The organism is Listeria monocytogenes (assembly GCF_900187225.1).
GTDB classification, from domain to species: Bacteria; Bacillota; Bacilli; order Lactobacillales; family Listeriaceae; genus Listeria; species Listeria monocytogenes.
In genome coordinates this window covers 2158820-2182614 of the sequence record NZ_LT906436.1, presented here as the reverse complement: position 1 = coordinate 2182614, position 23795 = coordinate 2158820, and the positions used below count along the sequence as shown (strand labels likewise).

Below are 23795 nucleotides of genomic sequence, written 5' to 3'. Positions count from 1 at the left end.
ACTTTCTTTATTTTCTTTTTGCATAAGATAGTGATGTTTTCCAAGTTTTCCATAGACCGTCATTACTGTAAAGTAGCACATTTCCTTGGTAAAGGCGGACAGTGAGGAAAAATGCGCCGACAACACTCACAAGTAAAATGGCGAGTGAACTAAAGATACCGATAGTTGAAACAGAAAGTAAGTCCATTCGTGCTAGCATCATCATTGGTGAGAATGTCGGAATATAAGAACCAATGATAACAAGCATATTATCTGGGGCATTAGCTGCTGCGATGGAACCCCAGTAACCAATAATAGCAAGAATCGTCATCGGATAAATAAACTGAGCCACAGTTTCCACATTCGGGACCATCGAACCAATCATGGCTGCGAGTAAAATGTATAACAACAAACCTAAAATAACAAATAGTAAATTTAGCACAAGGTAGTAGGCTGGGAAAACAGCAATTTGATCTAAGACGTTTTGTACCATTTCAGTATTTCTACCAGCAATTAGGACGATAGCGCCACAAATGATGTAAAACCCAATTTGTGTTAAAAGCATAAAAATTATCGCAGTCAATTTGGCAAATAAGTGAGTTGTTGCAGAAACGCTGGATAAAATGACTTCCATGATGCGCGTGCCTTTTTCTGTAGCTATTTCAGAAGCAACAATGTTTGCATAACTCATCACGAAAATAAAAATAATTAGTGTTAAAATCAGGACAGCAGCACTCATCACATCTTTTTCGTGGTTTGTTAACTGATTGTTGGATTCTAAATCATTGGTGACCGAAACAGGAGACGTGATAGATTGCAATTGTTCATTGGTGATTTTATAGGCGGCTGCTTTTTCAGCAATTTTGGTAGCTGTAAGGTCTTCGGTTAAACGTGTAATAATATCTTGACCAGCTGTTTCTTGCGTTGTATAAACGGCACTTACTGAATCATCTTTCTGTGTAATCGTGACAAATCCGTCTATCTTACCGTCTTTCAGAGCGGACTGGGCGGATTTTTTGTCTTTAATGTCCGTATTTACTTTGAAATGATTTTTATCAGCAGCCAAGGATTTGGCAAAAACAGGATCTTCTGCAAGTACCGCAAGCTTTGTAATATCGCTACTTGAGTCAAAATAGTCGACCATTTTCGGAATACCAGCAATGAGCGCAGCGATTAAAACGGGAAAAAGTAGTGAAATTAAAAATGATTTTGTTTTCACACGTCTTTTGTAAACTTGCTTCGTTATCACCCAAAATTTACTCATTCAACTCACCAGCCTTCCATTTGAAAATTTCTTCCAGTGTTGGAGCTTGGAGACTGAATGTTTGGATGAAACCATCTTTTGTTACATAGTCAAAAATTTTCTCTGCGTCGCTTTCATGCGCAATTTCAAGCTGTAGAACGCCATCACGGTGGGTTTGGACATTTAATACACCAGGTAAAGTAGCGAGTTCTGCTGCACTGTGGCTGGATTCAATCAAAATACGTTTACGACCAAAAACAGATTTTACAGATTCAGTCGTTCCTTGGAGGACCACATTTCCTTTTTTTAACATTAATAGCGAGTCGCAAAGCTCCTCCACATTTTCCATCCGATGACTGGAAAAAATAATAGCTGCCCCAGAAGCGCGTAAGTCAAATACAAACTTTTTCAAAATTTCTGCATTGACTGGGTCTAAACCGCTGAATGGTTCATCTAAGATAACTAGTTTTGGTTGGTGGATAATTGTACTTAAAAGCTGGATTTTTTGTTGATTTCCTTTGGATAGTGTTTTGATTAAGTCTGTTTTTTTACCGACAATTTCAGCGCGTTCTAGCCAGCTATCAATTTCTGCCTTTATTTTTTGTTTTGGATATCCTTTTAATTCAGCAAAAAATATTAATTGTTCTTCAATTGTGACATTTGGATATAAACCACGTTCTTCGGGTAAATAGCCGATAATATTTGGATCGATTTTGCTTACTTCTTTGCCGTCCCAAGTGATTTTTCCAGAAGTAGCTTCTAAAAAATGCAAAATAAGGCGAAAAGTAGTTGTTTTACCAGCGCCATTTTGACCAATTAATCCGAGTATTTTTCCTGGTTCTACCCGAAACGATAAATCATTGACAGCGACTTTTGTTCCAAATTTCTTCGTAACATTATGTAGTTCAAGCGTCACACGAGCACCCCTTTCTAATTGTTCCCTGTTTTTATTATACGGTTTTATTGGAGGATTGTCTTGCTAAAAGTAAAGAGCTATGATGATTACTTTTTTCACAAACTCAGCCAAAAAATTGTCTAGTGTAGTGGACATAACTTGTTGTAACCGTTTTCTTTTATTTGTGTATAATAGAGCGTAGAGGGAGGTGATGAAATGCTTCTAACCAAATCGGAGCATGCATTAATTAACTTGTTCTTAACGAAAAACGATTTTTTGACAGCAAAGCAATTAGCTGAAATTCTAGACGTTTCCTCTAAAACGATTTATCGCAAGATTAAAAACATCAATGAGACAACTGGAAGAAAGGATATCATCATTTCTGAAAAGGGGCGTGGTTTTAAGTTAGATTACAAAGCTTACATACAAGCGAAATTAGAAACGACAGGTGATATTTTTGGCTATACACCGACAGAAAGACGTGAAAAAATCTTGCTGCAAGTATTGTTTAAATCACCAAAGTACTTGAATGTAACAGAGCTGTATGAAGATTATTATGTTGGGTATAATTCAATCAAAAATGATTTCTCTCTTTTAAATCAAGCCATCGAGAAATATGATTTGGCTCTTGAAAAAAGGCAAAAAGAAATACGGGTTGTTGGCACTGAAGAAAACATCCGGACCGCCATTAATGAAGTGATTAACAACTTGGATTTATCGACCTATGATGATTTGAAAACAGAATACAGTGATCTCAATAAAGCCGACGTTCAGTTTATTGTGCGGCAAATGGAGTTGATTGAGAACAAGCTGATGATTAGCATTCCGTATCCGTATGATATTAATATCTTTTCGCATTTGTATATTTTAATCAACCGTTTCCGTCAAGGGGAGGTAGAAGATTTTAAAGAAAGTGATGATGATTATATCGTCACAAATGAAAAATTGCATACGCTTGCTGTAGAAGCCATTGATGCAATTGAACAATATTTAAAAATGAAGCTACCGAAGCGAGAGACTTTCCATTTTTTACAATACTTGATTTCTTCTCGTTTTAACCATGAAATCGAATTAGTTCCAGGTAAAATTTTACCGATTGTGGAAGAGATGACTGATTTTTATATTGAACAAGTGGCTGCTAAAATTAATATGCCGATTAATAAAAAGCAATTAAAAATCGAATTGCTGAGCCATATGAAACCAATGGTTAATCGGATGAATCACCAAATTCACATTAAGAATAACTTGTTGAGCGATATAAAACTAGAGTACGGCGAACTGTTTGAAATCATCAAAGAAACTGCACGAGATGTAGCGAAAACCTTTAAGCTAAATACAATCTCTGACGATGAAGTTGGCTATATCACTATATATTTTGCGAAACACATGGAAGCGTCTCCTCTAGTCAAACGAATTATCATTATGTGTTCAAGCGGCATCGGGACGTCAGAACTTTTAAAAGTAAAGGTTCAAAAAGCTTTTCCAGATGTTGAAATAGTAGACGTTTTATCATCTACAAGATTCAAAAATAACTTGCAAGACTATCAGAATATTGATTTTATTCTAACAACAATTAATGCAGAAAGTACGAAAGAAATCCCGTCGTTACTTGTAAGTGCGATGTTTACCGAGAAAGATAAAATAATGGTAAAAAAATTGATGGAAAGTTTATAGGAGGCGAATCCATGGATATCCAAGAATTAGATATTAGCAAAGTAATAAGCCCAGCACTTGTAAATTTAGACTTACAAGCTACAAGTAAATTAGAAGTCATTGAAGAGTTAACAGATTTACTTGTTGAAACTGGGGCAGTAGCAGACAAAGATGCTTTTATAGCAGATGTATTATATCGCGAAGAAGAAGGTAAAACGGGACTAGGGGAAGGAGTCGCTATTCCACACGGGAAGTCGACAAGTGTTACGAATACATCCATTGCCGTTGGAAGAACTAAAAACCCCGTTGAGTGGGAGTCGCTTGATGATAAACCTGTAAATATTATTATTCTTTTCGCAGTGAAAAATTCAGATGCTACAACAACTCATATTAAATTACTTCAAAAAGTAGCAATCTTACTGGCAGACGATGAGGTGATTGGTCAATTTCAAACTGTACAGACAAAAGAAGATTTTATTAAGTTGTTAGCCAAAAATCAGGATTAGGAGGAGTTTGGGATGAATATTATCGGAATAGCAGCTTGTACGTCGGGAATCGCACATACGTATATTGCTAAAGAAAAACTAACAAAAGCAGGGTTAGCACTTGGTCACAACGTTCATATTGAAACACAAGGAACAATTGGTATCGAAGACGAACTTTCAGCAGAACAAGTGAAAAATGCCGATGTAGTTATTATTGCTGCCGATATTAAAATTAGTGGGAAGGATCGTTTTAAAGGAAAACGAGTTGTCGAAATTCCAACGGATCTAGCGATTAAAGCACCAAAACAAATTATTAATAAAATAGACAAAGAAATAAATAACTAGGGAGTGAACCGGTATGATGAAAAAACTGCAAATCAAAAAACATGCACTTACAGCGATTTCGTATATGTTACCGTTAGTTGTTGCCTCGGGGTTACTTATTGCCATTGGAAATTTAACAAATGGACAAGTTATTGAAAACTACAAAGCACCGTACTCCATTCCTGATGCTCTTGTCTCTCTCGGTGTGCTTGGTATGGGACTGCTTGCACCAGTTATTGCAGGGGCGATTGCCTATTCGATAGCAGACAGGCCAGGAATTGCGCCGGGATTACTCATGGGGCTTATCGCCAATTCGATTGGCGCTGGGTTCTTAGGCGGAATGCTCGGTGGATACTTAGTCGGTTATTTTGTACTTATTCTTGTGAAATATTTAAAAGTGCCTAAATGGGCGCAAGGTTTAATGCCGATGATGATTATTCCGCTAATTAGTAGTTTAGTCGTCGGGCTTCTGATGTACTTTGTTGTAGGGGTTCCAATCGTTTGGGCCACGGAGGCGATGACAAGCTTCTTACAAGGTATGCAAGGCAGTATGCGCTTTGTTTTCGGAGCTGTACTTGGAGCTATGGCGGCATTTGACTTTGGTGGACCTGTAAATAAAGTGGCTTCCTTATTCGCAGATGGGCTTCTTCTTGAAGGCGTCAAAGAACCAGAAGCAGTAAAAATTCTTGCTTCGATGGTTCCGCCATTTGGGGTGACCCTTTCATGGGTAGTTTCCAAATTAATTAAAAAGAAAAAATACACGAAGTCAGAAGAAGACAATATCAAAATTGCTTTCCCTATGGGGATTTGTATGATTACAGAAGGTGTTATTCCCATTGCGGCGGTTGACCCCATTCGCGTTATTATTTCTTGTACACTTGGTGCGGCAGTCGGCGGAGGTCTTAGTATGACTTGGGGAATTGGCTCACCAGTTCCATCAGGCGGAATGTTTATCGTCCCAGCAATGAATGAACCACTCTTATTCTGTTTAGCATTATTAATTGGTACTTGTGTCACAGCAGCCATGTTACTCATCTTGAAACGAGAACCTACTAAAGAAGAAGAGCTCATTGCTGACCAAGGATTAGAAGAGGAAGATGAAGTTGATCTGTCTGGAATTAAAATTTCATAAGGTGAGGAGATTTTGAAATGTATGTTTCCATGAAAGGTATGTTAGAACGTGCGAACAAGGAGCATTATGCAGTAATGGCAATTAATTGTTTTAATCTGGAAACGGCTCGTGCGGTCATTGATGCTGCTCAAGAACTTCGTGCGCCAATTATCATTGATTTACTTCAAGACCATTTGACAAGTCATCTAGGGAGTCGTTTTTTGACAAAACCCATTATAAAAATGGCAGAAGAAGCGAGTGTCGAGGTAGCGATTAATTTGGATCACGGGCATGATGTAGCGATAGTGAAGCAGTGCTTAGCGGATGGTTTTTCTAGTGTGATGATGGATGCGTCTAGTTTTCCTTATGAAGAAAACGTTGCAATTACGAAAAAAATGGTCGAGTTTGCGGAGGTTTATCATGCGAGTGTCGAGGCGGAAGTTGGTAATATTGGCGCGGTGACAGGAGATAATTACACTAATCAAGAAATGTATACTGATCCCAAAGTGGCCATCGATTTTGCTAAACGAACAGGGATTGACGCTTTAGCAATTTCTTATGGTTCTTCCCATGGTGATTATCCAGAAGGTTTTAAACCAGCTTTTCAGTTTGATATTGTCAGAGAAATCAAATCCGCGACAAACATGCCGCTCGTTTTGCACGGAGGTTCTGGTTGCGGGGCGGAAAACATTCGAGAATCCGTTCGACTAGGAATCAATAAAATCAATGTTGGCTCCGACTTCATGAAAGCACAAGTAAATCAAATAAAAACTAACTTAAAAGAAAGTCCGGCTGTTAACTATGTGGACTTAATTCATGAAACGATAAAAGCCGGCACAAAAGCTGTTAAATATTATATTCAACTATCCGGTTCAACCGGAAAATCACTTTAAAAGGAGAAATGAAAATATGTTAGTAAATATGAAACAATTATTAGAAGTAGCTAAAGAAAACAAATTCGCGGTGGGAGCATTTAATGTAGCAGACAGTAACTTTTTACGGGTGGTAGTAGAAGAAGCTGAAAAAAACAATGCTCCAGCAATTATTGCTGTGCATCCAACAGAATTAGATTTTACGAAAGATGATTTTTTCCAATATGTCCTTGCAAGAATTAAAAATAGTCCTGTTCCATTTGTCCTTCATTTAGATCATGGTGACAATATGGGAGATGTGATGCGAGCGGTGCGTTGTGGTTTTAGTTCAGTGATGATTGATGGCTCTTTACTTCCTTTTGAAGAAAATATTCGAGTTACAAAGGAGGTTGTAGATGTCTGTCATAAACTGGGGGTTTCAGTTGAAGGAGAGCTCGGGACTATCGGGAAAACTGGTAACAGTATTGAAGGCGGCGTCAGTGAGATTATCTATACAAAACCCGAAGAAGCAGAAGAATATATCAGCCGTACGGGGGTAGATACGCTAGCTGTTGCGATTGGGACAGCACACGGGATTTATCCTAAAGATAAAGAGCCAAAATTACGGCTAGATATCTTAAAAGAAATAAAAGCTTTAGTGAATATTCCGCTTGTACTTCACGGTGGTTCTGCAAATCCAGATGCAGAAATTGCTGCGGCTGTCGAAATTGGAATTCAAAAAGTAAATATTTCCAGCGATTACAAATACGCCTTTTATAAGAAATGTCGTGAAATTCTAAGTACAACAGAACTTTGGGATGCAAACGCAATCTACCCAGACTGTATTGATGCGGCGAAAGAAGTGGTGAAGTATAAGATGGGACTTTTTGAGTCTATTGGTCAAGTAGAAAAATACCAACAAGCAAAAACTACAGCTTGGCGAAGTGAACTAATCTAAATAAAAAAACTAAGAGTGCAAGTCGGCTCTTAGTTTTTTTGTATCTTTACAAGTGGTACATTCATCTCTATTAATTTTTGAAGCTTCTGGACATCGTTAATGCGCCAAGGCTTTTTTTGTGATTCCAAAATGCCATCTTCACGTAAATGGCCTAGAACTTTAGACGTGTAGCTTTTAGAAGTATTAGCATGATCCGCAAGTATTTGATAGGTTAAAAATTCTGGAAGTTCTACTACTTTTTCAGAGATACGTAAGCCAAATTCAATTAGTGTACTTAAAGAGTAATAAATACTTTCACGTGAAGTCAACTTTTCTTGATAAGCGATAGTGTAAAATCTTCTTCTAGTTTCCGCTAATTGATGGAGCATGAGATAATTTCGCGGATCTTCAATCTCCATCATGCTCTTAAAGAAACCAATATCGATTTTCCACCATACAATATCTGTAAGAGCAACCATCATTGTGTGTTCAGGTATATCCTCTATATAAACTGGCAAAAAGGGAAACGCTCCTTTAGACAAAATATAAGAAAAATCACGCGGTTTGTTGTCATCAAATATTAGTTTCATAAAACCTTCTTCTATTATATAGATATGTTTTCGTTGTTTATTGGATGTGATGATTGTTTTTTGTGGGAGCCGCTCTTGAATACAGTGCTTATTAAAACTCGGATTTTTCTTGAGCAGTTTAAGCATATTATCTATCGAAGCAAATTGATCTAACGTTTCTTTTAAATACATACCAATCCCCCCTATGCCATTAGTTTCCCGCAATATAAGCGCATAAAACTTATTCTTCTAGCAGAACATTTCTGCGTAAACATAAGCGAGGAAGAATAAAAGCACGAATTAATAACTTTCACAAATAATACAAAATATCGCGATAATCACTAAAAAATAGAGGTTATTCTTCTAAAAAGGTAGTTAGGAAGGTACTGTTTTTACTAAAATATTATATGAAATTTTTTGGTAGAAAAGTAGATGAAATGTGCTTCGTCTTATAATAGAAGTATCAAAAGAAACTTATACAATAATTTATAAAGTGAATAAAATTCAATTGTGACAAAAAAGTCAAAAATAGTTGGTTAAAGCAGGAAGTTTTGTTTTTTTGTTGGGTTCCTTTTAAAAGTGTTTGGTAGTATCATCACTTGTAAGAAGCCACTCATTGCATTATAAAACTATTTGCTAACAACACAAAATAGAAATGAGATGACAATAAATGCAATCCGTATTTGAAGATTTGTATAGTAAAAAAATTTTGGAAGAAGAATTTGGTTATACATGCTTCTTGCAAACTTTAATTGATAACAGAATCCCTTATAAAAAAACAAGAATACCAAGCAACATGATTTTACTAACAGAAGATACAATAAATACAAAGGTTTATTTTATTGAAAAAGGGATAGTTTCATTAGAGAAGAATAAAAATGTTATAAGTTTTTTAGGATCAAACCAAATTGCTGGATTGAATGATTATTTTATGGCAGAAGCAAACCTATACACTGCTAGAGTTATCGAAACAATTACAGCATACGAATTTGATAAAGAAGATATAATTTGCTCGATTATTGGGATGCAAGAGGGGTGGCTCTATTTATATCTTAATAATCGAAATCACGAAAATGTTTTAATTGAAAAATGTAATTTAATGCGTGGTAATGGAGAAAATCGTTTAAAAGAGTCTCTAGAGCAGCTGGGAAGATATTTTGGAAATGAAAAGGAAGGTGTGCTACGCATTCCAAAATGTTTCACAAAGAAAATTATTGCTAATTATTCTAACCTATCGGTACGTTCAGTCACTCATCTTTGTAGAAAATTGGTTGAAGCAGGTTTTTTAGCAGAAAATTCTAAGTCTTTTGTTTTGTTGGATAAATATGGAAAAATAGAACCGGAAGTAACTACGATTTAATTATACTTGAGTAAAAGATAAACTATTTAATTTATAGTTTATCTTTTTTTATAGGGAAAAAATAATTCACACCATAAAAAAACAAGCAAAGTATTTTCTTCGCTTGTTTCATAAAGGATGAGCCGTGCTGGGTTCGAACCAGCGACCCTCTGATTAAAAGTCAGATGCTCTACCAACTGAGCTAACGGCTCTAAATATGACTGGGCTAGCTGGATTCGAACCAGCGCATGACGGAATCAAAATCCGTTGCCTTACCGCTTGGCTATAGCCCAATAATAGAAAATGGTGGAGGGGAGTGGATTCGAACCACCGAACCCGAAGGAGCGGATTTACAGTCCGCCGCGTTTAGCCACTTCGCTACCCCTCCGCTATAAAATGCCGACTGCAGGAATTGAACCCGCAACCTACTGATTACGATTCAGTTGCTCTACCAGATTGAGCTAAGTCGGCGAAGAATCGCTCTCACTGCTGGCAAATCGAAATCTCTTGCATAATTAATTCTTCAAAACAGATACTAATACATGATATAACATTTTAATCAATTTTACCAGCTTTTTTTCAAAAAAAGTGAAAAATATTTTTGAAGTTATTATTTTTGATTAAAAAGTGACCCGTACGGGATTCGAACCCGTGTTACCGCCGTGAAAGGGCGGTGTCTTAACCGCTTGACCAACGGGCCGTATGATAAAAGTTTTTTACCGCTAGAAACTATTATATAAAAAAAAGATGTCATTTGTAAATACCCAAATTAAATTCTTTTTTTTCTGAAAATATAAGTTTGGAAAACGGGTTATTTATCTTATTAATGGGTATGTATATTGAAAGGCGTGTGAAATAAACTTCCACTTTTTAAAGACATGAAAACAAGCATTATGAACAATTATTCACTTGAAAAGTAATTACTCAGCTAAAATAATACAAATTAGTATTACAATCTAAAATCAGCTGTGCTATAATGTGTCTGGTCAACTTGAAGTTAGTTAAAAATCAAATAAAAAAGGTAGGGAATACAATGGCTTCGCCGCTAAAAAGACTATTAATCGGCCGCCCTCTGAAAACATCAGAAGCTGGAGACCAAAAACTGGGGAAATTAAAAGCTTTAGCAGTTCTGTCATCAGATGCACTTTCTTCTATTGCGTATGGTACAGAACAGATCTTATTGGTGCTTGTAACTGTTAGTGCTGCCGCTATGTGGTATTCATTACCAATTGCGCTTTGTGTACTTGTTCTTTTGTTTGCTCTTAATCTATCTTACAAACAAATTATATACTCATATCCGCATGGTGGGGGAGCTTATATTGTTTCAAGAGAGAATTTGGGGAATAATGCCGGTTTAATCGCAGGTGGATCTTTACTAGTAGATTATATGCTTACAGTTGCTGTAAGTGTATCCTCTGGGACAGATGCGATCGTTTCTGCTGTTCCATCATTATATCCGTTTGCAGTGCCTATAGCTGTAGTTCTTGTCATTGGAGTAACGATTATCAATCTGAGAGGAATTACTGAATCAGCTAGTTTACTTGCAATACCAGTATATTTATTTGTTTTTTCTATTATAGCTCTTATATTTACAGGTTTATTTAAAGTATTAACTGGTATGGATGCAAGTCATGAAACAGCTGCAGTAGGGACTCACGTACAGGGTGTAACCATTTTTCTTTTACTAAGAGCATTTGCATCTGGGTCAGCTTCTTTAACTGGTATCGAAGCTATCTCAAATGCTGTTCCTTTATTTAAAGAGCCACGACCAAAAAATGCCGCAAAAACATTAACATTAATGGCAGGCTTGCTTGGTTTCTTCTTTGTAGGAATAACAGTACTTGCTTTTGTTTATGGAACTGTTCCGGAGCTAAAGGTAACGGTGCTTTCTCAAATTGCTGAAAATGTATTTGGCAGAAACTTCATGTTTTATTTTATTCAAGCCACTACGGCACTTATTTTGGTTTTAGCAGCTAATACCGGATTTTCTGCATTCCCGATGTTAGCATTTAACTTGGCAAAAGATAAATTCATGCCAAGAATGTATTTAGCAAGAGGAGATAGACTTGGCTACTCTAATGGAATTATTACTTTAGCGGTGGGTTCTATCCTACTAATTATTTTGTTTAAAGGGAAAACGGAACTACTGATTCCATTATACTCTGTCGGAGTGTTCATACCGTTTACGTTGTCTCAAACGGGGATGATAGTAAAATGGTGGAAACAGCGCCCTAAAGGTTGGAAAAAATCATTATCGGCTAACTTACTTGGAGCATCAATTTCATTTACAGTATTATTAGTATTATTCTTAACTCGAATTGAATCTGTTTGGCCAGTATTTGTCTTTATGCCAATTATGATTTATGTTTTCCATCGTACAAGACATCATTACCGGAAAGTTGGACCACAACTTAGAATTGACGAAACAATGGACTTGCCGGACTTTAAAGGGAATGCCGTCATTATTTGTGTGTCTGATACCACCAAAGTTGTAGAGGGCGCATTACAATATGCTAAGTCTATTGGTGATACAGTCATTGCTGTTCATATTTCTATTGATAAAAAACAGGAAAAAGAATTTGTAGAGAGATGGAATAGGGTGCATCCTGAAGTGCGTATGGCTAATCTGTTTTCTCCGTATCGATCTATCTCAGATCCATTAATGAAATTTATTGATACAGCTAAACAAAAAGCAGATCAAGACAATTATTCGCTCACGGTTTTAATACCGCAATTCATCCCTAGAAAAGGTTGGCAAAATGTCCTTCATAATCAAACAAGTCTATTGATTCGCACAAGACTTCTAATGAAAAGGGATGTAGTAGTTTCCACATATCCTTATCATTTAAAAGAATAACAAGAGAAAAAACGGAAGAGACCTTCGGGGGAAGAGGGGGAGCTCTTCCGTTTTTATAATGGAACGATGTAATCATAACGGTTGTTTATTTATTTGTAAAAAGTGGAAATTTAGATTTCAAAGAAGAATATTCATCGAAAAACTAAATTTCCTTTAGATGAAAAAGGCATTTTAAATGCCAAGTTTTCCTAGAAAATTAAAAAAACTGCTCGAATCAAGTTTTTTACACAATTTTAAAAATAATGTATGGATAGAAAAAAGAGCACACTTTTTTTGTATATGCTATAAAAAGATAGGCAATAAAACTTGAAAAAATGGAAATAAGAATTAATACTTATCTATAAAATTGAATAAATATAAGTATTACATTATATAAGTAAATGGACTTAAGTAATGTTACAAAGTGGTAACAAATTTTTCTTTTTGATGAATTCATAATGAGTGGATTTTGCGTGTCTATAGAAAGCGCTATATAGAGCCATTTAACGTTTTTAAAGAGGAGCATGGAAATCCATCCAAGCCTTGAAAAAAGCCAGTTTTCGCGTTATAATTTCAGTAGTTGATGGGAGTTATTATTTTGGTAAAGGGGCGCTTGGAATGCAGGAGCAGGACATTAGGTATTATGTACTACCTACTATTATTATTTTTATATTAGGAATTGCTGCAATGAATGCATCTAGTTTTCCATTTATTAGTTTTCTGACAACTACGCTTGTTGCTATCGCTATTGGAATTACTATTGGCGGTGCTCATCAGTTAATTAGATTGGTTATCAAAACTTATCAACAAACGAAGGAACGCAGAGTCTCTCAAAAAAAGTGGCAAACACTATAAAATGACTCATTACATAATTATAATAAACAAAGCATTTTCGGGCTTTTAGAGAGAATGCTTTTTTTGTGGATTAATTCTTATTTTTTTTTGCGTAAAAGATGGTACAATAAGGAAGATTATGAATGGAGGAGGTTGGAGATGGCGACTTTAGCAGATGTTGCGAAACGGGCAAATGTCTCCAAAATGACAGTTTCACGGGTTATTAATCATCCAGATCAAGTCTCAGATGAACTGAAAATGCTTGTTTATAGTGCAATGGAAGCCTTAGAGTATGTACCAAATTATGCTGCTAGGGCGCTTGTTCAAAATAGGACACAAGTCATAAAGTTTTTGATTTTAGAAGAAATTGATACAGTTGAACCATATTACATGAACTTACTGACCGGGATTAGTCGTGAGTTAGATAAGTATTATTATTCTTTACAACTCGTTACACAAAGGTCCAGAAATATCGGAGCTTATGACGGGCTTATTGTTACGGGGATACGCGACAAAGATTATGATTTAGGACTTTTAGATATTGATAAACCAGTTATTTTTTATGGTGAAAATAAACGTGGCTATGATTCTATTGATGTAGATAATAAAAAAGGAACTGCGCTCGCAACAGAGCATATGGTAGAGATCGGTTTTTCGCGAATCGTCTTTTTGGGAATTAATTTATTAGATGAACAGTTTATGAAATCGCGCCTAGAAGGTTATGAAGAAGTAGTGAAAGAACATGGTTTGGAACCGGAGAGCTATTTTATTGCGAATAGTTCCAGTATCGCGGAAGAAAAAGCATTTGAATTACTACGTTATAACTCGGAAAAAATTGCGATTGTTTGCGCATCAGATCGAATTGCCATAGGGGTTGTTCGTGCCGCCGCTGCTTTTGGTCGTCGATTTGGCGAAAACATTGCTGTAACAGGGTTTGATGGGGTTTTCTTAGATAGGATTTCATCGCCAAAAATTACAACTGTTCGTTCTCCGGTCGTCGAGATGGGGGAAGAACTCGCGAAGATGTTACTTGCGAAAATTAATGATCACGGAAAACCTCAAGGAAACCTATTATTTACTCCTGAATTACTGATAAGAGCCTCTACAACTGGAAAAGAAGAGTAATAAAAACGCTAGGAATCTTTATTCCTAGCGTTTTTTTATTTGAGTAAAATTGGCAAAAATGCAATGAAATCAAAAATGAAGTGAACGATGAAAGTAACCCAAACCGAGTTTGTTTTCTTAAATAAGTAGTTCAAAATGAGTCTAGCTGGTGCTAATGTAATGATACATTGTAAGAAATTAAAATCATAGGAAGTCAGATGCCACGTCGCAAATAGTAAAGAGCAGAGCAAGGAAGCTTGCCAGAATTTCCAGTTCCATTTTTTCCAAGCGGCGTATAGTAAGCTAATTGATAGCAATTCTTCGCCAAGTAACATAAATGGAATACTGGTAAAAACGTAGGTCCATGTAAGAACACTGTTGATGCCGTTTTCAGTAGTACTGCCTGCGAAGTAAGCCCACGCAATGTTGAAAATAGAGCTGATAATAATTAATGCAGGAGCACCAATAATTATCCATTTGAAACTAAAATGTTTAAACCAATCAAGGAATTCTGCCTTTAGTATGATAAAAGCAATAACCCCCATACATAGGGCATTAAAAAAAGCACCTATAAATTCTAACACTCCAATATTGGAAATGATGTGTGGCAAAAGAAGAAAAAGAACACCAATAATGATTGCGCTGGAAAATAACCAATACCCTTGTTTTTTAAAGCTTAAAGTATTTTCCATTTTATCCTCCTTTTAGACCTTTTTTCGAAAGATTTCATTAGTCCATGAGTTATTATAGCTCTTTACTTTAAATCAGTAAAGTTACTAATTTGTCACTTTAAAGGAGAAGAGAGAATAGGCTTTCTTCTATAATATGTTGAAAGAATGTTAAATAGTTAAAAAATCTTGTTACCGTTAACGAGCGAGAAAAGGTTGCAAACGCTTTAATGGAAATGCTAATTTGAAATAGAACGATAGGTGATATAGGAGGAGAGAAAATGGAAAAAGCAGGGATTTACCATCAACCGGCGAGTAGCTATGCATATAGTTATGACGCTAAAACACTACATATTCGGATTAGAACTAAACGCTTGGATATTAGCAAGGTTACTCTAATTGCTGCCGACCCTTACTTATGGAAAGATGGAAAATGGCAAAGTGAATCGTATACAATGCGCAAAATCGCAGAAACAGAAGAGCATGATTATTGGTTTTTTGCAATTACACCAGAACATAGACGCCTTCAATATGGATTTTTATTAACCGATACTGAAGGAGAAACAACATTTTATGGCGGACGTGGTTTTTTTGAGCCGACCGAGGCGAATTTAGCTACGATGGATTATTACTTTAAATTTCCGTTTATCCATGCAGTAGATACATTTGAGGCACCTGAATGGGTTAGAAATACCATTTGGTACCAAATTTTCCCAGAACGTTTTGCGAATGGTAATCCAGCTATTTCTCCGGAAAATACCTTGCCGTGGGGGAGTAAAGATCCGAATACAACAGACTTTTTTGGTGGAGATATTGAAGGGATTATCGAGCACTTAGATTATTTAGCAGAGCTTGGTATCAATGGGGTTTATTTAACGCCTGTTTTTGAAGCACCGACCAACCACAAATACGACACAATTGATTATAAAAAAATTGATCCGCACTTTGGAGACAAGGAAACTTTTAGAAAATTAGTTAAAGAAGCGCATAAACGTGGTATTCGCATTATGCTAGATGCGGTGTTCAATCATATTGGGGATACTTCTCCAGAGTGGCAAGATGTTGTTGAAAAAGAAGATAAATCAGCGTATCGCGACTGGTTCCATATTCATAGTTTCCCAGTTCGTCAAAATGAAAATGGCAATATCGAAGGAGAACCAACACTTTCTTATGATACATTTGCTTTCACAACGCATATGCCAAAATTAAATACGGCTAACCCAGAAGTTCAGAAGTATTTACTGGATATTGCGACTTACTGGATTCGTGAGTTTGATATTGACGGTTGGCGTTTAGACGTTGCTAATGAAGTGGATCACGCTTTTTGGAAAGAGTTTAAGAAGGCGGCTCAAGCGGAAAAAGAAGACATTTATATTCTTGGTGAAATTTGGCATGATTCATGGATTTGGCTACTTGGAGATGAATTCCACGCCGTAATGAATTATCCATTTACACAAACGATTATTGAGAACTTTATTGAAGAAAAAATTACCCCAGAGCAAATGGTTTCTGGCATTAATGAACAATATATGCGCTACCCAAATCAAGTGAATGAAGTGATGTTTAACATGCTTGATAGCCATGATACAGCGCGTATTTTAACACGTGCTAATAACGATGAGGATAAAGTGAAACAAGCGCTTGCCTTCATGTTCGCGCACACTGGTTCGCCGTGTATTTATTATGGAACAGAAATCGGCATGGACGGCGGAAATGACCCAGGTTGCCGTAAGTGTATGGAATGGGACGAAGCAAAACAAAATCAAGATATGCTAGCATTTACAAAACAACTAATCGCTCTAAGAAAAGATAATCAAGCTATTATCACATCCGGTGAGTTAACTTGGTTAGAGGCAAGCAGCGAAACGGGCATTACTGCATTTTCTAAAGAATTAAATGGTGAAAAACTACATTTCCTTTTCAATCAAACGAAAAAAGATCAGGATTTCACAATTTCATTTGCTAATACCGCGATAGATATTTGGAATAACCAAGCTGTATCTAATAATCTAACTATCCCGGCAAAAGGATTTCTTGTTATTAAAGAAAACAGCTAAATCAATAGCGCAAAGGAATTTTTCACATGTTTACCGGAAAAATGTTGTTATCGGTAACATGTGAAATCTCCTTGTAAACGCTTTCGAAATCAGCATATAATAAATGCATAGGTTAACCTAATTCACAAACTTTAAAAAAGAATTGAAAAAAGAAAGGGACTTATAAATCAGACAGTAAAGAGCGACTTTTTTCATAAAGAGGAGGAAAAGTAAATGAAGCGTTTCAAAAAAGTGGGAATAGTTTCGGCGGTTTTAGTAATGGCTTTAAGCTTGGCAGCATGTGGTGGCGGAAAAGATACTAGCAAATCGGGCTCATCTGATGAAAAAACATTAACTGTTTCCGTTGACGCAGGCTACAAAGACTACGTTAACAAAATAAAAGGTGATTTTGAAAAAGATAATGACGTAAAAGTAAAAGTTGTCGAAAAAGATATGTTTGAAACATTAGAAGCTCTTCCGCTTGACGGGCCTGCTGGAACTGCTCCAGACGTAATGATGTCCGCATTTGATAGAATCGGAAGCCTAGGTCAGCAAGGGCATTTGGCAGAAGTAAAACTAGGAAATAAAGATGATTACGATGAAAAAGACCAAAAACAAGTAACAATTGACGATAAAATTTATGGTGCTCCAGCTATTATTGAAACTCTAGTACTTTACTATAATAAAGATTTACTCGACAAAGCTCCAGCAACATTTAAAGATTTAGAAACACTTTCCAAAGATTCTCGTTTTGCCTTCACTTCTGAAAAAGGAAAAAATACTGGTTTCTTAGCAAAATGGACTGATTTCTACTTCTCTTACGGACTACTTGCAGGATACGGTGGTTATGTATTCGGCGATGAAGGTACAAATCCAAAAGACATCGGTTTAAACAATAAAGGTTCGGTTGAAGGAATTACTTATGCAACAAAATGGTTCCAAGATGTATGGCCAAAAGGTATGCAAGACAATAAGAGTGCAGATGACTTTATCCAAGATCAATTTGTTAAAGGTAAAGCAGCAGCTATTCTAGGCGGTCCATGGTCAGCAGCAAATTACAAAGAAGCAAAAATTAATTACGGCGTAGCAAAAATCCCGACACTTAACAATGGCAAAGAGTATTCTCCTTTTGCAGGCGGTAAAGGTTGGGTTGTAAGTAACTATTCTAAAAATAAAGATGTAGCTCAAAAATGGTTGGATTATGTAACTAACCAAAAAAACCAAGAAACTTTATATGATATGACAAATGAAGTACCGGCTAACTTAAAAGCTCGTGATACAGCGAAATCGAAAAATGATGAGTTAACTAATGCTGTTATCGAACAATACAAAAATGCGCAACCAATGCCTAATATTCCAGAAATGTCGGAAGTTTGGACAGGTGCTGAAAACTTAATGTTTGATGCAGCTTCTGGTTCGAAAACTCCGCAACAATCAGCTGACGATGCAGTAAAAGTAATTGAAGATAACGTAACGCAAAAATATACTAAATAATAATGATTTGGCGGGGCAAAGATAGCGCGCTCCGCCATTTTTTTCAACTTAGCTAGTGAATCTATATCTAGAATTGAGGGTAACAAAATGAAACTAGAACAAAAACAAATTAAAAATGTTCGTCAAGCGACTTTGTTATCAATCATTCCAGGGCTTGGTCAATTTTATAATAAGCAAAATTTTAAAGGGATTGTTTTTTTCGCACTATTTGCTTTGTTTATCATAGAATTTTTTGCAGTTGGGCTGAATGCACTGATTGGCCTTGTAACACTTGGATCTGTGCCAGGTGTAGACCATTCCTTATTTTTAATGATTGAAGGTACTTTACAATTAATTGTGACATTACTATTTATAGGCTTTTGGTTTATAAATATTTTCGATGCAAGACGCGTGGCTATGCAGTGGAACCTAGGTGAAACTGTTAACCGTTCCGCTCTTGCTATTATAAAAAATATGCTCGACAAAGGTTTCCCGTATTTACTTACACTACCCGCTTACCTAGTGATGACTTTTGTGATTATTTTCCCAGTTCTTGTAACGCTTTTCATGGCATTTACGAACTATGATTTTTACCATATTCCGCCAGCGAACTTAATTGACTGGGTTGGGTTTAAGAACTTCTTTAATATTTTCTTCCTAAGTTCGTATCGGGACACGTTCCTCAGCGTATTCTCGTGGACACTGATTTGGACGATCTGTGCGACTTCTTTACAAATTGTCGTTGGGGTATTTACAGCGATTGTTGCCAACCAAAGCTTTATTAAAGGGAAACGTCTTTTTGGAGTAGTTTTCTTACTTCCTTGGGCGGTACCAGCTTTTATTACGATTATGAGTTTTTCCAATATGTTTAACGATAGTATCGGGGCGATTAATTCACAAGTTATCCCGCTATTAAACCATCTTCCGTTCATTGATATCAATGCGATTGCTTGGAAAACAGATCCTTTCTGGACAAAAGTAGCGCTGATTAGTATTCAAGGTTGGCTTGGTTTTCCGTATATTTACGTTATGGTTACTGGGGTGCTTCAAGCGATTCCTGGTGAACTATACGAAGCAGCTAGAATTGATGGAGCAAGTGCGATTCAACGTTTCCGCAAAATTACATTACCGATGATTTTATTTGTAACCGCACCGGTATTTATTACGCAATATACATTTAACTTCAATAACTTTTCGATAATATACTTATTCAATGAAGGTGGTCCCGGAAGTGTCGGGGCAGGCGCAGGATCAACCGATATCTTAATTTCATGGATTTATAAATTAACAACAGGTACTTCGCCACAATACGCTGTAGCCGCTGCTGTGACGCTTCTTATCTCCATTATCGTTATTACAGTTTCGATGATTGCCTTTAAGAAGACAAATGCCTTTGGGAACGAGGAGATGATGTAAATGAGAGACTTTATGAAAGATCAGCGGACAACAAAGTTTTTAACACAGTTTTTCACGTATTTGTTTTTAACCGTACTAACGATTATTATTTTGTATCCGATTCTAATAACTGCATCTTCTGCCTTCAAACCAGGGAATATCGCGGCGTTTACGCTTGAGTGGTCGGATAGCTGGACGCTGAATAACTTTACAAGATTATTTAATGAAACGTTATATCTTGATTGGTACAAAAATACACTGATTATCGCGGTTGTAACGATGATTATGCAAGTAACGATTGTGACACTTGCCGGTTATACATATAGCCGTTACCGTTTTAAAGGTCGTAAAAATAGCTTAATTTTCTTCCTTATTATTCAAATGGTGCCAACAATGGCAGCCCTAACAGCTTTCTACGTGTTAGCAATGCTACTAGGTGCGCTTGATCAATATTGGTTCTTAACATTGATTTACATCGGTGGTGGGATTCCAATGAACACATGGCTGATGAAAGGGTATTTTGATACTGTGCCGCGTGATCTGGATGAATCCGCCAAACTTGATGGCGCAGGACATTTCCGGATTTTCGCTCAAATCATCTTGCCACTTGTTAGACCGATGATTGCGGTTCAAGCTTTATGGGCGTTTATGGGACCGTTTGGGGACTTCCTACTTGCGAAATTCCTACTTAGAACCCCAGAAAACTTAACGATTGCGGTAGGACTTCAAACGTTTATCGCCAACCCACAACAACAAAAAGTAGCCTTATTCGCAGCGGGTGCCATTTTAGCCGCGCTACCAATTTGTTTACTGTTCTTCTTCTTACAAAAGAATTTTGTTTCTGGCTTAACTGCCGGTGGAACAAAAGGATAATTGATTTTTAAAAAGGCTGTGATACCAATGAAAAAAATTCCGTTTATCATTCAATATGTAAAAAGCACGCTTGGACCAACAGCGATTTTCGAAGGTCGGAAAGTACTGAAATTCTGGCAAATGGTCATCGTGTTTATTTTCTTAAATGCGCTCCTATTGCTTCCTGTTTCCGCGCACTTTGCCAATCAGTCAAGCTTTGATTTACCAAGTTTAATGCCAAAAATGGCGACGCTGGGAACGGATCAATTGGCGTCAAAAATTAGTGGGCTGACGCTCGAAAACGGGGCGTTAACCGATAAAAATGCGCACATCGTTGAAAAAACAGTGAATGGTGTTGCTGGTGTGAATTTAACGAAAGCAGAACTTAGTGGAGCGAAGAATGTAATTAATTTCAAAGACCAAGAAATGACGCTTACAGATGCGAGTGGTTACAATTTTGAAGTAAGCTATCCAAAAGATGCTACCTTAAGCGAAATAACGTCTGGCGAGTCGCTCGTTGATTGGGTGTCGGCGCAGTGGTATTTGGAAAACCAAGCATTTGTTTTCCTATCGATGGTGCTGATGATTGGTTCTATTATTTTCGTTAGCTCACTCATGTTAACCGTATTTACGACACTTTTCATTTGGATGACAAAACGGAGCAGTTTTTCAAGCATTGCTTCTTTTAAAGAATCAGTAAATTTAACGCTAAATGCACTGGGAATTCCAGTGATTGCGGCTTGTATTATCGGCTTTATCTACTTTGATATTACGATTATTATGGCTGTTCAGTCGCTCGGAATGGTGTTAATGATAGCATGGACATTTTTGAAAACAAGATTTTATAAGACTAGTGAAAAAAGTATGGCTGCTAGTCGCTAATTAGGAGGTTTTAGTATGGCACAGAAGCAATTATTTGAAATCGAACCATGGACATTACGGACAACCAAACTAGATAAAGAAAATAAACGTTTGCAAGAAAGCCTAACTTCACTCGGTAATGGATACATGGGGATGCGCGGGAATTTTGAAGAAGGATACTCCGGCGACGGCCATATTGGAACTTATTATGCAGGCGTGTGGTTTCCAGATAAAACAAGAGTTGGCTGGTGGAAAAATGGCTACCCAGATTATTTCGGTAAAGTCATTAACGGCCTTAATTTTATCGGAATTGAAGTACGTCTTGATGGTGAAAAACTCGATTTATTTGTAGATGAAGTAAGCGATTTTGAACTTGTTTTAGATATGGAAAAAGGTGTTTTAAAACGACAGTTCACAGTAGTTAAAAATAATAAGATGTTTCGAATTTCAGCGGAACGATTCCTTAGTGTTGCAACGAAAGAACTTGCGGTTATTCACTACCAAGTGGAAGCATTAAGCCCCGCAAAAGTAGAATTAACGTCCTTTTTAGACGGTAACGTGCAAAATGAAGATGCCAACTATGAAGAAATGTTCTGGCAAGAAGTCGAAAAAGCTTCATCGGCGAGTCGCGGTTCACTTGTCACAAAAACTATTCCAAATAACTTCGGAACGCCACGTTTTACTGTTTCTGCGGTGATGGAAAATAAGACCAATGCTGCAAACGAAACAAACCAAACAAAGGCACTTTACGCCGAAAATCATTTTCAATTCGATTTGCAAGAAAATGAAGTAGCTAAAATCGAAAAACGTGTAGTCATTACAACATCTCGTGATTTTGAGGAAGAGGACATTCTTCCGGCTGGAGAAAAAATCTTACAAAGCTTAGAAATAAAAACATACGAAGAACTATTAACAGCGCATGTTGCGGGCTGGCGTGAACGCTGGGACAAAGCAGATGTGGAAGTTTCTGGAGATGATTCCGCTCAACAAGGAATCCGCTTTAACATTTTCCAATTATTTGCGACTTATTACGGCGAAGATGCCAGACTAAATATTGGCCCCAAAGGATTTACTGGTGAAAAATATGGCGGTGCGACATACTGGGATACAGAAGCATTTGCACTACCAATGTATTTATCGCTGACGGACAAATCTGTAAGCCATAATTTACTCAAATATCGCCATGATCAATTGGATGGAGCGAAAATTAACGCGCAGAAAATCGGCCTAGATGGCGCACTGTATCCGATGGTAACTTTTACCGGAGTCGAGTGTCATAATGAATGGGAAATTACATTTGAAGAAATTCACCGTAATGGCGCAATTGCTTATGCGATTTATAATTATACAAACTACACTGGCGATGATTCGTATTTACAAACAGATGGAATCGAAGTATTAACCGAAATCACTCGTTTTTGGGCCGACCGTGTGCATTTATCTGACCGTTTAGATAAATACATGATTCACGGTGTAACAGGACCAAACGAATACGATAATAACGTCAGCAATAACTGGTATACAAACTATATCGCAGCCTGGACGATTCGTTATACGCTAGAGAATTTAGATGCAGAAGCGAAAAAACGTTTAGGCGTGACCGAGTACGAAATCGCAAAATGGGAAGATATCGAGCATCGCATGTATTATCCTTTTGATGAAAAATGGCAGATTTTTGTGCAACACGATACTTTTTTAGATAAAGAGTTGCGTTCCACGGATACATTAAAACCAGAAGATATGCCAATTAACCAAAATTGGTCTTGGGATAAAATTTTACGTTCTTGCTTCATTAAACAAGCCGATGTACTTCAAGGTTTATATTTATTCTATGATGACTTTGACTTTGATACGAAACAACGCAACTTTGAATTTTATGAGCCACTAACAGTACACGAATCTAGCTTATCACCAGCTGTTCACGCGGTGTTAGCTTCAGAACTTGGTAAATATGATAAAGCAGTAGAACTTTACAAGCGAACTGCAAGACTAGATCTTGACAATATTAACAACGATACAGAAGACGGACTGCACATTACCTCTATGGCAGGAAGCTGGTTATCCATCGTTCAAGGCTTTGCTGGTATGCGAGTAACATCTGGTAAGTTAAGCTTTGCACCATTCTTACCAAATGGTTGGGATAATTACCGATTCAAAATTAACTTCCGTGATCGTTTGTTAGAAGTGAAAGTGGAAGTTGGACAAGTAACTGTAAAATTATGCCATGGAGAAGCTATTAATTTAGAAATGTATAAGAAAAATTATTTGCTAGAAACAGCGGTAATAGTAGAAATATAAGGACAATAGTACTTGTTGGAAACGATAACACATGTTTCCAACAAGTTTTTTC

19 protein-coding genes, 5 tRNA genes and 1 pseudogene are annotated in these 23795 nt (G+C 36.8%); 16 read left to right on the top strand and 9 right to left on the bottom strand.

Annotation, left to right across the window (positions count from 1 at the left end):
* Positions 1-7: 7 nt before the first annotated feature.
* Both CKV70_RS11055 and CKV70_RS11050 read right to left on the bottom strand, forming a co-directional pair.
* On the bottom strand, positions 8-1243 hold the full coding sequence (locus tag CKV70_RS11055; protein WP_014601029.1) for an ABC transporter permease: 1236 nt from the start codon (positions 1241-1243) through the stop codon (positions 8-10).
* The gene (locus CKV70_RS11050) at positions 1236-2138 is read right to left on the bottom strand and encodes an ABC transporter ATP-binding protein (protein ID WP_003722263.1); all 903 of its coding nucleotides are present in this window, start codon (positions 2136-2138) and stop codon (positions 1236-1238) included. Before CKV70_RS11050 ends, CKV70_RS11055 begins: the two co-directional genes overlap by 8 nt.
* A 195-nt stretch (positions 2139-2333) precedes the next feature.
* On the opposite strand from CKV70_RS11050, the gene CKV70_RS11045 reads away from it, so the two are divergent.
* Genes CKV70_RS11045 through CKV70_RS11020 form a run of 6 tightly spaced genes read left to right on the top strand, consistent with a single transcriptional unit; the run spans position 2334 to position 7499 of the window.
* The gene (locus CKV70_RS11045; protein WP_014601028.1) at positions 2334-3791 is read left to right on the top strand and encodes a BglG family transcription antiterminator; all 1458 of its coding nucleotides are present in this window, start codon (positions 2334-2336) and stop codon (positions 3789-3791) included.
* 11 nt (positions 3792-3802) lie between these two features.
* Entirely contained in the window at positions 3803-4276 is a 474-nt protein-coding gene (locus tag CKV70_RS11040) for a PTS sugar transporter subunit IIA (protein ID WP_014601027.1), read from the top strand.
* A 12-nt stretch (positions 4277-4288) separates the two neighbouring features.
* Positions 4289-4600, top strand: a complete 312-nt coding sequence (locus tag CKV70_RS11035; RefSeq protein ID WP_003722260.1) for a PTS fructose transporter subunit IIB — start codon at positions 4289-4291, stop codon at positions 4598-4600.
* A gap of 16 nt (positions 4601-4616) precedes the next feature.
* Positions 4617-5711 carry a PTS fructose transporter subunit IIC gene (locus CKV70_RS11030; protein ID WP_003727867.1) on the top strand — a complete coding sequence of 365 codons (1095 nt, stop codon included), beginning with the start codon at positions 4617-4619 and terminating at the stop codon, positions 5709-5711.
* Between the two features lie 17 nt (positions 5712-5728).
* Positions 5729-6583, top strand: a complete 855-nt coding sequence (locus CKV70_RS11025) for a class II fructose-bisphosphate aldolase (RefSeq protein ID WP_014601026.1) — start codon at positions 5729-5731, stop codon at positions 6581-6583.
* Positions 6584-6599: 16 nt separating this feature from the next.
* Positions 6600-7499: a ketose-bisphosphate aldolase gene (locus tag CKV70_RS11020; protein WP_003722257.1), complete on the top strand. Its 900-nt coding sequence runs from the start codon at positions 6600-6602 to the stop codon at positions 7497-7499.
* 9 nt (positions 7500-7508) lie between these two features.
* Here CKV70_RS11020 and CKV70_RS11015 read toward each other — a convergent pair.
* Positions 7509-8239, bottom strand: a pseudogene (locus CKV70_RS11015) (Crp/Fnr family transcriptional regulator).
* A 478-nt stretch (positions 8240-8717) separates the two neighbouring features.
* On the opposite strand from CKV70_RS11015, the gene CKV70_RS11010 reads away from it, so the two are divergent.
* Positions 8718-9407: a Crp/Fnr family transcriptional regulator gene (locus CKV70_RS11010; RefSeq protein ID WP_003722255.1), complete on the top strand. Its 690-nt coding sequence runs from the start codon at positions 8718-8720 to the stop codon at positions 9405-9407.
* A gap of 118 nt (positions 9408-9525) precedes the next feature.
* Here CKV70_RS11010 and CKV70_RS11005 read toward each other — a convergent pair.
* From CKV70_RS11005 to CKV70_RS10985, 5 genes are all read right to left on the bottom strand, one after another.
* Positions 9526-9598, bottom strand: a tRNA-Lys gene (locus CKV70_RS11005).
* A gap of 9 nt (positions 9599-9607) precedes the next feature.
* Positions 9608-9679 (bottom strand) — tRNA-Gln (locus CKV70_RS11000).
* Positions 9680-9690: 11 nt separating this feature from the next.
* Positions 9691-9774: transfer RNA gene (locus CKV70_RS10995), tRNA-Tyr, on the bottom strand.
* 9 nt (positions 9775-9783) lie between these two features.
* A tRNA-Thr gene (locus CKV70_RS10990) sits at positions 9784-9857 on the bottom strand.
* Between the two features lie 157 nt (positions 9858-10014).
* A tRNA-Glu gene (locus CKV70_RS10985) sits at positions 10015-10086 on the bottom strand.
* 333 nt (positions 10087-10419) lie between these two features.
* Here CKV70_RS10985 and CKV70_RS10980 point away from each other — a divergent pair.
* The 3 genes from CKV70_RS10980 (at position 10420) to CKV70_RS10970 (ending at position 14181) form a co-directional block, all read left to right on the top strand.
* Entirely contained in the window at positions 10420-12243 is a 1824-nt protein-coding gene (locus CKV70_RS10980; RefSeq protein ID WP_003731925.1) for an APC family permease, read from the top strand.
* 597 nt (positions 12244-12840) lie between these two features.
* On the top strand, positions 12841-13077 hold the full coding sequence (locus CKV70_RS10975; RefSeq protein ID WP_003731926.1) for a hypothetical protein: 237 nt from the start codon (positions 12841-12843) through the stop codon (positions 13075-13077).
* A gap of 138 nt (positions 13078-13215) precedes the next feature.
* Positions 13216-14181 (top strand): LacI family DNA-binding transcriptional regulator, encoded by a 966-nt coding sequence (locus CKV70_RS10970; protein WP_003722388.1) that lies wholly within the window; start codon positions 13216-13218, stop codon positions 14179-14181.
* Positions 14182-14216: 35 nt separating this feature from the next.
* On the opposite strand, the gene CKV70_RS10965 is transcribed toward CKV70_RS10970, so the two are convergent.
* Complete coding sequence (locus CKV70_RS10965; RefSeq protein ID WP_009930497.1) at positions 14217-14852, bottom strand: CPBP family intramembrane glutamic endopeptidase; 636 nt, start codon at positions 14850-14852, stop codon at positions 14217-14219.
* Positions 14853-15109: 257 nt separating this feature from the next.
* Here CKV70_RS10965 and CKV70_RS10960 point away from each other — a divergent pair, with 257 nt between their 5' ends.
* From CKV70_RS10960 to CKV70_RS10935, 6 genes are all read left to right on the top strand, one after another.
* Complete coding sequence (locus CKV70_RS10960; protein ID WP_014601024.1) at positions 15110-16885, top strand: glycoside hydrolase family 13 protein; 1776 nt, start codon at positions 15110-15112, stop codon at positions 16883-16885.
* A gap of 213 nt (positions 16886-17098) precedes the next feature.
* The gene (locus CKV70_RS10955) at positions 17099-18358 is read left to right on the top strand and encodes an extracellular solute-binding protein (protein ID WP_003724548.1); all 1260 of its coding nucleotides are present in this window, start codon (positions 17099-17101) and stop codon (positions 18356-18358) included.
* 87 nt (positions 18359-18445) lie between these two features.
* A complete protein-coding gene (locus tag CKV70_RS10950) occupies positions 18446-19753 on the top strand; it encodes a sugar ABC transporter permease (RefSeq protein WP_003722384.1) in 1308 nt (435 codons plus the stop codon).
* Positions 19754-20605 carry a sugar ABC transporter permease gene (locus CKV70_RS10945; protein WP_003722383.1) on the top strand — a complete coding sequence of 284 codons (852 nt, stop codon included), beginning with the start codon at positions 19754-19756 and terminating at the stop codon, positions 20603-20605.
* A 27-nt stretch (positions 20606-20632) separates the two neighbouring features.
* Positions 20633-21466, top strand: coding sequence for a DUF1189 domain-containing protein (locus CKV70_RS10940; protein WP_009926061.1), 834 nt, complete (start codon positions 20633-20635; stop codon positions 21464-21466).
* A gap of 15 nt (positions 21467-21481) precedes the next feature.
* Positions 21482-23743 (top strand): glycoside hydrolase family 65 protein, encoded by a 2262-nt coding sequence (locus CKV70_RS10935; RefSeq protein ID WP_014931002.1) that lies wholly within the window; start codon positions 21482-21484, stop codon positions 23741-23743.
* Positions 23744-23795: the final 52 nt, after the last annotated feature.